The organism is Bifidobacterium angulatum DSM 20098 = JCM 7096 (genome assembly GCF_001025155.1).
Lineage (GTDB): Bacteria > Actinomycetota > Actinomycetes > Actinomycetales > Bifidobacteriaceae > Bifidobacterium > Bifidobacterium angulatum.
Window position 1 is genome coordinate 685265 of the sequence record NZ_AP012322.1, and the last position, 12045, is coordinate 697309.

At 62.1% G+C, this 12045-nt stretch carries 12 protein-coding genes; all 12 read left to right on the forward strand.

Annotated elements, in window-relative coordinates:
• Window positions 1-2: 2 nt before the first annotated feature.
• A complete protein-coding gene (locus BBAG_RS02755) occupies window positions 3-839 on the forward strand; it encodes a prepilin peptidase (protein ID WP_003825845.1) in 837 nt (278 codons plus the stop codon).
• A 23-nt stretch (window positions 840-862) separates the two neighbouring features.
• Window positions 863-1909 (forward strand): type IV pilus assembly protein PilM, encoded by a 1047-nt coding sequence (gene pilM / locus BBAG_RS02760; RefSeq protein ID WP_003825848.1) that lies wholly within the window; start codon window positions 863-865, stop codon window positions 1907-1909.
• Window positions 1906-2910, forward strand: coding sequence for a hypothetical protein (locus tag BBAG_RS02765; RefSeq protein WP_003825850.1), 1005 nt, complete (start codon window positions 1906-1908; stop codon window positions 2908-2910). Before pilM ends, BBAG_RS02765 begins: the two co-directional genes overlap by 4 nt.
• A gap of 41 nt (window positions 2911-2951) precedes the next feature.
• Window positions 2952-3563, forward strand: a complete 612-nt coding sequence (locus BBAG_RS02770; RefSeq protein ID WP_003825852.1) for a type IV pilus inner membrane component PilO — start codon at window positions 2952-2954, stop codon at window positions 3561-3563.
• A 174-nt stretch (window positions 3564-3737) separates the two neighbouring features.
• Complete coding sequence (locus BBAG_RS02775) at window positions 3738-5213, forward strand: glycine--tRNA ligase (RefSeq protein WP_047750065.1); 1476 nt, start codon at window positions 3738-3740, stop codon at window positions 5211-5213.
• 112 nt (window positions 5214-5325) lie between these two features.
• Window positions 5326-6567 (forward strand): tRNA dihydrouridine synthase DusB, encoded by a 1242-nt coding sequence (gene dusB, locus BBAG_RS02780; protein ID WP_231855891.1) that lies wholly within the window; start codon window positions 5326-5328, stop codon window positions 6565-6567.
• Between the two features lie 178 nt (window positions 6568-6745).
• Entirely contained in the window at window positions 6746-7981 is a 1236-nt protein-coding gene (gene ftsZ / locus BBAG_RS02785; protein ID WP_003825858.1) for a cell division protein FtsZ, read from the forward strand.
• A 35-nt stretch (window positions 7982-8016) separates the two neighbouring features.
• Window positions 8017-8496 (forward strand): cell division protein SepF, encoded by a 480-nt coding sequence (locus BBAG_RS02790; RefSeq protein WP_003825860.1) that lies wholly within the window; start codon window positions 8017-8019, stop codon window positions 8494-8496.
• 186 nt (window positions 8497-8682) lie between these two features.
• A complete protein-coding gene (locus BBAG_RS02795) occupies window positions 8683-8964 on the forward strand; it encodes a YggT family protein (RefSeq protein ID WP_003825863.1) in 282 nt (93 codons plus the stop codon).
• Window positions 8965-9104: 140 nt separating this feature from the next.
• On the forward strand, window positions 9105-10496 hold the full coding sequence (locus BBAG_RS02800; RefSeq protein WP_003825865.1) for a DivIVA domain-containing protein: 1392 nt from the start codon (window positions 9105-9107) through the stop codon (window positions 10494-10496).
• Window positions 10493-11098 (forward strand): signal peptidase II, encoded by a 606-nt coding sequence (locus BBAG_RS02805; RefSeq protein ID WP_047750066.1) that lies wholly within the window; start codon window positions 10493-10495, stop codon window positions 11096-11098. Before BBAG_RS02800 ends, BBAG_RS02805 begins: the two co-directional genes overlap by 4 nt.
• Window positions 11095-12039, forward strand: a complete 945-nt coding sequence (locus BBAG_RS02810) for an RluA family pseudouridine synthase (protein WP_003825869.1) — start codon at window positions 11095-11097, stop codon at window positions 12037-12039. Before BBAG_RS02805 ends, BBAG_RS02810 begins: the two co-directional genes overlap by 4 nt.
• Window positions 12040-12045 lie beyond the last annotated feature (6 nt).

The window sequence follows — 12045 nt, forward strand, 5'->3', positions numbered from 1 at the left end:
GCATGAACACGCAACCGCATCTGCTGCTCGACACCACCACCGCCGTGGTGGTGATGGTCGCCGCGCTGGTGATCGGCGCCATCATCGGCTCGTTCCTCAACGTGGTGATCTGGCGCGTACCCAACCACATCAGCATCGTGAACCCCAAACGCAGCTTCTGCCCCAATTGCAAGGCGCAGATCGCATGGTACGACAACATCCCCGTCGTCTCCTGGCTGGTGCTCGGCGCGAAATGCCGTCATTGCAAGGAGCCCATCGCCGTGCGCTACCCGCTGGTCGAAAGCCTGACCGGCGTGGCCTTCGCCGCAGTGATGGCCGGGGCGGTGTTCGGCTTCTACGAGCCGTGGGCGCTGCCCGCACTGCTGTTCTTCGCCGCGGTGTCGATCGTGGTGGCGTTCATCGACCTTGACCACCATCTCATTCTGAACGTCATCATCTACCCGAGCCTGGGCATCACCGCGGTGCTACTCGCACTGGCCTCGCTGCTCACCGGCGATTGGATGCGCATGGTGCACGCGCTTATCGGCGCAGTGGTGCTCGGCGCATTCTACCTGCTGCTCGCGCTCGTCTGGGCAGGCGGCATGGGCGGCGGCGACATCAAACTCGCCGTGCTCATCGGCTTGACGCTCGGCTGGCTCGGCTGGCCGCAGCTCATCGTCGGTGCATTCGCCGCGTTCTTCGTCGGAGGAATCATCAGCATCGTGCTGCTCGCCCTGCACAAGGTCAAGCTGCGCGGCGGCATACCCTTCGGCCCGTCCATGGTGATCGGCGCATGGATCGGCATCTACGCCGGTGCGCTCATCGCCAACTGGTATCTGCAGATTTCGGGCCTCGCCTAGAGCCCACAACAAGAGGAGAGTCCATGAGAGCTATCTCGATACTGGCGTTGTCCAACGACGCCATACGCGCGGCGGTCATTGCCGACCCCTACTCGGCGCACCCCACCATCAAGCATTTCCAGGTCTTCCCGCTGCCCAACGGCACCGTGGTCGACGGCGAAGTGGTGGACGAAACCACCGTCAAAGGCCTGTTGGAAACACTCGTCAAGCGGTTCAAATACCCGCGCGAAGACACCGCGCTGCTGTACTCCAGCCGCCGCATGGTCTTCCGCGAAGCCGACTTCCCATACATGGCGCTCGACGACCTGCGTGCCACGCTGCCGTTCCAGGCCAAAAGCATGATCCCGCTGCCGGCGGAGGAATCCGTACTGGACTTCGTGCCGCTGTCGCTGGAGGAAGGCGACCAGGGGCAGCAGCTGCACGGGCTGATCGTCGCCACGCTTCGCGCCGGATTGGAGAAAACCGCGCGCGTCATCGAAGACGCCGGATTCGTCGTCACCTCCGTGGACGCGGCGCCGTTCGCATTGTCGCGACTGTTCGGCGACCCAAGCCAGGAAAAGCTCGAAGCCGTGGTGAACGTGGGCAGCAACAGCACCGACGTGATCGTGCTCGACCACGGCAAGCCCGCATACCTGCGCGTCGTGCCATCCGGCACCGACGATCTGACCGACGCCGTGGCCAACGCGCTCAACATCTCGTTCGAAGACGCCGAACAGATCAAGCAGCGTCTCGGCCTGCAGAACGTGGTCGGCGACGAACGCCTCGAAAAAGCCGAGGAAGTCATTCGAGAAACCGCGGCCCAGCTCATCGTCGGCATCCGCAACACCCTGAACTACTACAGCACCGACCACGAGGGCAGCACCATCGAAGGCATCATCCTCACCGGCGTTGGCTCGCAGCTCGAAGGCTTCCCGTCCGTGCTCGCCAGTTCCACCGGCAAAGTGGTGCGCATCGGCGACCCGTTCGAGAAATTCAAGCTGACCAAGGAAGTCAGAAAACAGGACATCATGATGCATGCGACCGATATGGCCGCAATGCTCGGACTCGTAATCGGAAAGAGGGCACGATGAGCAGGGACAGGGGAGAAAAGACCCGGCGCACCAGCAGTTCCAAAGCCAAGACGAAAGCGCAGAAGCCGGCCAAGAACCAGCGTGGCAAGCGCGGCGGCGACGAAGGCGGCGTGGAGAAGACCTCGATTCTGTCGATGGACTTCTCCGACATCGGCCAGGCGCTGAGCCGGGGCAGCAGCAAGCGCAGCGGCAAGGCGGAGACGCCCGACCAGTGGGTCATGCGCGCCAACCTCATGCCGAAATCGATCATCGCCCTGAACCGCGATCGCGCCATCAAATACCTGCTCGCCTACGTACTGGCCGCAGTGCTGATCGCCGCGATCGTGGTCAGCGGCGTGATGATGGCACAGGTCGGCTTCGCCAACCACCGCACCGACAAGGCGCAGGAGCATTCCATCGCACTGCAGAAGCAGCGCGCCAAATACAAGGACGTGGAAGACACCCTGAACTTGCTGGCCGACAGCCAGGTGGCTCGCGTCTCCATGCTGTACGACGAAATCGATTGGTACAAGGTGGCGGACGGACTCAACGGCGCATTGCCCGCGAACGGCAAATACACCAACCTCAAGCTCAGCGAATACCAGCTGGGCGGCGACAATCAGAGCTCCTCGTCGTCCACTGGCGACAACGCCTCCTCCGTGTGGGCGTCCAAGGGCGTGATCTCGATCGACTTCACCGTGCAGTCGCCCGACTTCGTGTCCGCCGAGGCGTTCATCTCGAACTTCTCGCACATCAACGGGTATATGACCGGCGACGTCAGCTCCATCACCAACGGTTCCGACAGCGACCAGGGGTACACCTACACCGGCAGCGTGTCCATCGATCTGACGGACAACACCACCTCGCGCGGCGACAACTCCGCAGGCGCCGACGACTCCCACCGCGCATTGCTCAAGCAGCTGCGCGAGAACCTGACCAAGACCGCAAGCGGCACCGAGGCGGGCAACGCCAGCGCGTCGAACGGCACGTCCAATTCCAGCACGTCAGGCTCGTCCAACTGACGCGGCAACGGAAACGATTCAACGGAGAGTGAGCGATAATCATGAACCTCAACAAGCATAGAATTGCGTGGATCGGCTTTGCCGTAGGCATCGTGCTGGTCATCCTCATCACATGGATGGCGGCCGTCTCGCCTTGCCTTGACAAGATCCACAACGCCGACGAGCAGACCGCGCAGATCGAAGCGCAGAACGAGAAGACGCAGAAGAAGATCGACCAGCTGATGATCGCCAGCGAAACCATGACCATCCAGCGGGCGCGTCTGAAGCAGCTGCAGGCGCAGCTGCCGGAGAACTTCGACCAGTCGGCCTTCATCACCTCGATCGACCAGGCTGCGGCGGGAACCGGCGTGACCATCAAGTCCGTCACCTTCGACGATGCGGTCGAGGCGGCATTGCCGGCGCAGGCGCAGAAAAGCATCGTGGCCGGTCATCTGGTCGAAGTGCCATTGACCATCACCGCTTCCGGCAGCTACGACTCCATGCGCGCGTTCGTCGACGCGGTGCAGAAGATCGAGCGTATCGCTGTGCCGAACACCGTGACCTACAGCATCGACAAGGATGGCGACGACACCAAGAACAGCGTGGTGCTCGAATGCAACATCTGGTCGATGATGCTCAGCGGCTCCTCCGCCGAGAACAAGGCAAACGGCTGATTCGTAGCTTCTTCCGCCTCTCAACCCATTCCCCAAACCGCCGGCGCTTATCCTCCTTTCACCGCCGGTGGTTTGGGGATTTTTCCGTCGCCGTCACGGCGTGCAGAAGTCAGCGCATAACGGTAGGCTGTGCGCTTGTATAGACCCCAAACCGTTCGAACCAGAAGGTGCATTGTGGCTCAGTCCAAACTCGATGAAGTAGTATCCCTTGCCAAGCGTCGCGGCTTCGTGTTCCCCGCCGGCGAAATCTACGGTGGAACCCGTTCCGCCTGGGATTATGGCCCTCTCGGCGTTGCGCTGAAGGACAACATCAAGCGCGAATGGTGGCGTTCCATGGTCGTCACCCGTGGCGACGTGGTGGGCGTGGATACCTCCATCATCCTGCCGACCCCCGTGTGGGTCGCATCCGGCCACGTGGCCGTCTTCAACGATCCGCTGGTGGAATGCCTCAACTGCCATAAGCGCCAGCGTTCTGACAAGCTTGAGGAAAGCTACGCCGAGAAGCATGGCGACAAGCTGCCCGAAAACGGCATGGCCGACATCGCCTGCCCCGACTGCGGCACCCTTGGCAAGTGGACCGAACCGCGCGACTTCAATATGATGCTGCGCACCCATCTCGGTCCGGTCGAAGACGAGAACTCCCTGCACTACCTGCGCCCCGAAACCGCACAGGGCATCTTCGTGGACTTCAAGAACGTCATGACCTCCTCCCGTAAGAAGCCGCCGTTCGGCATCGCCAACATGGGCAAGTCCTTCCGTAACGAGATCACCCCGGGCAACTTCATCTTCCGCACCCGCGAGTTCGAGCAGATGGAGATGGAATTCTTCGTCAAGCCCGGTGAGGACGAAGCCTGGCACCAGTACTGGATCGACGCACGCACCCAGTGGTATCTCGACCTGGGCGTCAAGCCGGAGAATCTGCGCCACTACGAGCACCCGAAGGAGAAGCTCGCCCACTATTCGAAGCGCACCGTCGACATCGAATACAAGTTCGGCTTCCAAGGCTCCGACTGGGGCGAGCTCGAAGGCGTGGCCAACCGCACCGACTTCGACCTATCCGCTCATGCCAAGCACTCCGGCGAGGATCTGAGCTACTTCAACCAGGCCACCGGCGAAAAGTACGTGCCGTACGTCATCGAGCCGGCCGCCGGCCTGACCCGTTCTCTCATGTGCTTCCTGGTCGACGCCTACGACGTCGACGAGGCGCCGAACACCAAGGGCGGCGTCGACAAGCGCACCGTGCTGCACCTCGACCCGCGCCTGGCTCCGGTCAAGGCCGCCGTGCTGCCGTTGAGCAAGAAGCCCGACCTGCAGAACGTGGCACAGAAGCTCGCCGCCGATCTGCGCCAGCACGAGTGGATGATCGACTACGACGAGGCAGGCGCCATCGGCCGCCGCTACCGCCGTGAAGACGAGATCGGCACCCCGCTGTGCGTCACCGTGGACTTCGACACCCTGGACGATCAGGCCGTCACCATCCGCGAACGCGACACCATGCAGCAGGAGCGCGTCAGCCTCGACAAGGTGGCCGACTACGTTGCCGAGCGCATCGGCGAAAAGCGCGTCAGCGTGCCGCAGATGCCGGTCGAAATGGGCGGCGAGGCATGGCCGGATTCCGTCCACATCGCCGAAGCCGGCGGTCTGTACTGATAACGGACTGATGGCGGGCTGAAATCGTCAGGCATACCGAAACACACAACCGTACCGGGGCCTTATCGGACCATATGGAACCGATAAGGCCCTATTGGAGTCGTATCGAATCGTGGCAACCAACGAAGAAACAATCGACGTGCATGAAGGCTGCCGAGTAGGGGAGAACCCCTGTTCGCCGCAGCATTCGCAGCATGCCGCTTCGCACCGGATCGCGCCGGTGAAACTCGGCAACATCGACGTGCCCACGCCCGTGGTGCTTTCGCCCATGGCCGGGGTGACGAACTGGCCATTCCGTGTGCTGTGCGAACAGTACGGACCCAGCGGCCTGTACGTTGCGGAGATGATCACCGCACGCGCACTGGTCGCACGCAACCCCAAGGCGTTGCGCCTATGCCGCTTCGACCCGAGCGAGCGGGTGCGCTCGCTGCAGCTGTACGGCGTGAACCCGGCCATTGTGGAGCAGGCGGCGAAGATCGTGGTCGATGAGAACATGGCCGATCATGTCGATCTGAACTTCGGCTGCCCGGTGCCCAAGGTCACCCGTCGTGGCGGCGGATCCGCGCTGCCATGGAAAACCGACCTGCTGCAGGAGATCATCAGCCGCGTGGTGAAGGTATGCTCTGCGGCGAATATTCCCGTAACGGCGAAATTCCGCGTCGGCATCGACCATGAGCATGAGACGTTCCTTCAGGCCGGGCATATCGCCCAGGAGGAGGGGTGCGCCGCCGTGACGCTGCACGCCCGCACCACCGCCGAATACTATGGCGGGCATTCCGATTGGACCCGCATCGCCGAATTGAAGCAGGAGCTTGACATCCCCGTGTTCGGCAACGGCGATATCTGGGGTGCGGACGATGCGCTGGCCATGATCGACCAGACCGGTTGCGACGGCGTGGCCATCGGCCGTGGCTGCCAGGGCCGCCCGTGGCTGTTCGCCGACATCAAGCATGCGTTCGAAGGCTCCACGCAGCGGATCAACCCCACACTGGGCGAGGTCTGTGCGGTGATCGAACGTCATGCCGAACTGCTGACCCGCTTCTACGACGGCGACGAGCGCATGGCCGTGCACGATCTGCGCAAGCACGTCGCGTGGTATCTGAAGGGCTTCCCCGTGGGCGGTTCCACGCGCAAGGCGTTCATGGAATGCGAGTCGCTTGACGATGTGCGCCGCGAGATCGGCCGGCTCGATCCGAACATGGTGTTCCCGCAGCGTGTGGTGGACAAGCCTCGCGGTCGCGTGCGTTTCGCCAAGAAGGTGCATGTGCCGTACGGCTGGCTGGAGTCCCGAACCACCACCCATGAGGAACGGGAAACGCTGTTCGGCGACGACCCCATGGATGCAGGCTATTAGGGGCTTGGATCAAGGAACCGACCACGGGGCCACGAGGGGAACACGCGGTGCAGGCGACGCGGAGAACCAGAAACCTGAAAATCACCTGATAATGTATGCATACACTTGAAAAAAACGCCCGAAACGGGCGTGCCCTGCGCTAGAGTTATGCGTAACCGTGTAAGGACAGGAGCCAAACGTGAGCGAGAACGCCCAGACTGAGTTGAACGACAAGACCAATATCAAGGTTGTCGGTGTCGGTGGTGCAGGTGGTAACGCCGTAAACCGCATGATCGCTGAAGGTCTGCAAAACGTTGAATTTGTGGCTATCAACACCGATGCCAAGGATCTGCTTCGCTCGGACGCCGACGTCAAGATCTCCCTGTCCGACCAGACCAGCCGTGGGCTCGGCGCAGGCGCCGACCCGGAGAAGGGCGCCAAGGCCGCACAGGACCATCAGTCCGATATCGAAGAGGCGCTGAAGGGCGCCGATATGGTGTTCGTCACCTGCGGTGAGGGCGGCGGCACCGGTACCGGCGCAAGCCCGATCGTCGCCCGTGCGGCTCACCAGCAGGGGGCCCTCACCATCGCCGTGGTCACCCGTCCGTTCTCCTTCGAAGGCCCGCAGCGTGCCGCCTCCGCCAAATTCGGCATCGAGAACCTGCGTCAGGAAGTCGACGCGCTCATCGTCATTCCGAACGATCGCCTGCTTGAACTGTCCGACCGCTCCATCACCATCATGGATGCGTTCAAGACCGCCGACGGCGCACTGCTGTCCGGCGTGCAGGGCATTACCGACCTCATTACCTCCAACTCCTACATTCACGTTGATTTCTCCGATGTCACCGCCATTCTGCGTGGCGCCGGCACCGCACTGTTCGGCATCGGTTCCGCGCGGGGCGAGGATCGCGCCACCCAGGCCGCCGAGCTGGCCATCAGCTCGCCGCTGCTGGAGGAAAGCATCGAAGGCGCCCACGGTGCACTGATCAACGTTGCCGGCCCGACCGATATCGGCCTGCAGGAGGCCTCCGCTGCCGTGGAGCTCGTGCGCAAGGCCATTCACCCCGAAGCGCAGATCATCTGGGGTCTTGCCCTCGACGACGCCTATGGCGACGAAGTGCGCATCACCGTTATCGCGGCAGGCTTCGACTCCAACAAGCCCACCGCCGAGGAACGTGCCGCACAGGCGGCGCAGTCCGCTCCCGCAACGGCACCTGCGGCTGAACCCAAGGCCGAACCTGCTCCTGCCGCGCAGTCCGCTCCCGCAGCCGAACCGGCCCAGGCGGCACCCCAGCAGGCGGCTCCGCAACAGGCCGCCCCTCAGCAGTCCCCGTTCACGTTTGCTCCAGCGCCGGGCGAAACCCCGCAGCCCCAGAATCCTTCGTATTCTGCCGACCTGGGCGACGATTTGGATATTCCGGATTTTCTTCGCTGACGAAGGCCTGAAAAATTTAAGGAAAGGAACCTTGTATGGCAGGGTTTATGAAGAACGCGATGTCCTACCTCGGCATGTCCGATGTGGCGGACGATGATGATTTCGCAGTGGAGGAGGCGCCCGCGCCGGCAGCCGAAGGCACGTTCGACTCCGACCACTCCGTGACGCCGATGCCTGCTGCTGCGCCGGCATCCCAGCAGTCGACCTCGTCCCGAACCACTCCTTTCCCCGGCAAGATGAGCCGTATCACCACCATCCATCCAAAGACCTATGAGGATGCGCAGATGGTGGGCCGCGCCATCCGCGACGGCATCCCCGTGGTGCTCAACCTGACCGGTGTAGCAGAACCGATCGCCTACCGTATCGTGGACTTCTCCGCCGGCGTGGTGTTCGGCGTGCACGGCTCCATGGAGCGTGTGACCCCGCGCGTGTTCCTGCTGAGCCCAGCCCAGGTGAACATCAAGGTCGAGGAGGCGTCTTCCGCGGATTCCGCACGAAGCCTGTTCGCCAGCTGAACCGGCAGGCTATCGCCTGACTGCATCGACGCCGTGGTGCGGATAGGCCGCGAAACACACACGGAATCGATAGGGGCGTCCGGAGCCATGGCTGTTCCGGGCGCCCGAATCATATGCGGCCGTTGCGCAAACGGCCGGCCAGTACGTTCCGGGCGTAATGCCCGCATTCCTTGATACGGTGGGTTTATGCTGATTTATCTGTTGTTGCGCATCATCAACTTTGCAATCGACGCGTACCTTGCGGTGCTGTTCATCCGTATGCTGCTGGACTGGGCCTCGATACTCTTCCCACGCTGGTATCCAAGAGGATTCGTGGCTGAGCTCATCAACGCCGTGTACATGGCGACCGAGCCTCCGCTGCGATGGCTGAGGCGCTACATTCCGCCGATCCGCATGGGTGCCATCGGATTGGATGTCAGCTTTATGGTGCTGTACTTCCTGCTCGTCGTGCTACGAGTGCTGATCTGACAGGCCAACGACAGGTCAAGACAAGCCAAAAGGCTTGAATAATCGCCGTTCTGCCCACATGAGACCGTGTTACGTGGTAAGGTCGAAAATGTTATCAACGTAACCGAGGCATACACGGCCTTGAATCGAGGTGTAATTTTATGGTTCTGTTGACGCCGAAGGACATCAGGGAACATCGTTTCCAGCTCGTGCGCTTCAAGGAAGGGTATAACGCTGACGAGGTCGACGAGTTCCTTGATCAGGTCACCGAGACCATTGAGGCTCTTGGTAAGCAGGCTGTCGCTGGCGGCCAGTCCACCCAGGCTCTTGGCCCGGAAGTCTCGTCGCTGAACACGAAGATCTCCGATCTTACTGCACAGGTGCAGCAGCTGCAGAACGAGAATACCGAACTGAAGAGCGTCGCTGCGGCTGCGTCCTCCAACAACGACAACGATGTTCTGACCGCCAAGCTGAACGAGGCCACCGCAAAGCTCTCCGAAACCGAAGAGGCGAACCGCACGCTTGCCTCCAGCAATGAGCAGCTGAAGGGCCAGGTCGATCAGCTGAACGCCCAGATCGACCAGCTCACCGCACAGGCGGCACAGGCTTCCGGCAATCAGGACGCCGTGGCCCAGCAGATCGCAGCGGTCCAGCAGGAGCGCGATCAGTTCCGCGCCCAGAGCGAACAGCTGCGCGGCCAGCTGGAGCAGTTCCAGGCCAACAACCAGCAGCTTCAGGCCCAGGGCCAGCAGCTTCAGGCTCAGGCCGGGGATCTCGCCAAGAAGCTTCAGGAATCCCAGAAGCGCGAAGAACAGCTGCGCGAACAGCTGTCCAAGGTCGAGCCGAGCACTGAAACCGGCTCCCTGCAGAAGATCGCCGGCGCCGCCGCAAGCGGTGGCAACGAGGCCGAACGCGCCACGGCAATGCTCTCCCTGGCCATGCAGCTGCATGATCAGTATGTCGACAAGGGCAAGGCCAAGGCTCAGGAGCTGGCCGAGGAAAGCCAGCGTGAGTATGACGCATTGATCGCCAAGGCCAACGAGTACTCCAACCATTCGCATGGCGAGGCCGACGAATACAACAAGCGCACCCATGCCGAGGCCGACGCCTACAGCGCGAAGACCCGCAACGATGCCGACGCCTATTCGCAGACCACGCGCGCCGAGGCCGACGCCTATTCCGAGAAGACCCGTCAGGATGCCGACACCTACCTGAGCGGCAAGCACAACGAGGCCGACGAATACGAGGCCCAGGTTCAGAGGCGTGCCTCCGAGTACGATCAGCAGACTCGTACCGCAGCCGACGAATACGAGGCCCAGGTTCAGAAGCGTGCCTCCGAGTACGATCAGCAGACTCGTACCGCAGCCGACGAATACGCTCAGCAGGTGCGTGACAACCTCACCCACCAGTCCAAGGTCATCGAAGGCAACATTCAGGGGCTCAAGCAGTTCGAGACCGAGTATCGTGCTCGCCTGACCGACTTCCTGAACAACCTGCAGCAGCAGGTGTCCGATAGCAACAACTACGACAAGATCGAGCAGCCTGGCCAGTGAGTGGCAAGACTCTAGCGGGACGGCCACGCGTGTGCGTGGCCGTCTTTGTGTGCGTGGCGGCGGTGGCCCTGCTGCTTGATCAGATCAGCAAGCTGTGGGCATTGTCCGCATTGTCAGGCGGCCAGTCGATGCGAGTCATCGACGGTCTGCTGTCGTTCACACTGGTGCGTAATCCGGGCGCTTCGCTGGGCCTGGGATCGAACTTCACCTGGGTGATTTCCATACTCGCCATGGTGGCTTGCGTGGTCATCGTGGTGCTCGGCCTGCGTACCACGTCCAAGGCATGGGCCGCGACGCTCGGTTGCGCTTTTGCGGGAGCGCTCGGCAATCTCGTCGATCGCGTGAGCTATGCGGATGGGTTCTTGAACGGCAAGGTCGTGGATTTCATCGATTACGGATGGTCCGTGGGCAATGTTGCCGATATTTTCCTCACCATCGCCGGCGTGGCCATTGTAGCGATGATTCTGGTGAACGTGCCGTTTTCCGACGAAGCGCAGTCGGCCGAATCCGTCGCCTCCGCGGAAGCGTCGGCATCGGCGTCAGCAGCATCGTCTGCACCGTCCGAACTCGAATCAAGCGAACAGGGAAGTAAGGCTCAATGAGTCGTGTGGTTCCAGCTCCAGATGCGCTTGTCGGCGCACGTTTCGATGTGGCCGTCTCCAAGATGCTTGGTGTTTCACGGTCCAAGGCCGCCACGCTGATCGACACCGGTCAGGTGCGTGTGCTCGATCGCGAGATCACCAAATCCACTACGCTTCAGGCGGGGGAGACCGTGGAGATCGACCTGGTCGAGGAACGCAAGGAGCCGGAACCCATCGCCAACGATATGGCGATCGTGTACGAGGACGACGACGTGGTCGTGGTCGACAAGCCGGTCGGCGTGGCCGCGCACGCATCCGTAGGCTGGACGGGTCCGACCGTGCTGGGCAGCCTGCTCGATCGCGGCGTGCATATCACCGCGTATGGTGCCGCAGGCAGGCAGGGCATTGTCTCCCGGCTTGACGTGGGTACATCTGGGTTGATGCTGGTATGCAAATCCGATCTGGCCTATGTGGAGATGCGCCGGCAGTTCGCCGAGCATGAGGTGGTCAAAACCTACCATGCGCTCGTGCAAGGCAATCTCAAAGAAGACAGGGCGACCATCGAAGCGCCGATCGGGCGTGCGAAGGTCTCCGATTTCCGGTTCTGCGTTACGCCTGCCGGCAAGCCGGCCATCACGCATTGGGATGTGATGGAGCGCTTCGGCAGCGAGGCCACCCTGGTCAAAGTAAATTTGGAAACAGGGCGCACGCATCAGATCCGCGTGCATTTTTCGTCCATCGGGCATCCGCTGGTGGGCGACCACATGTATGGCGCGAACCCGGTGCTTGCCGAGGATCTGAACATCGAACGCCAGTGGCTGCACGCCATGCAGCTGGAATTCCGCCATCCACGCACACATGTGTGGACCACGGTGACCAGCTCGTACCCGGCCGATCTTGCGCATGCGCTGGACGCCATGCGGGCGCGGCACGCCGATAATGGCGAAGCCCCTGCCCGCTGACGCACG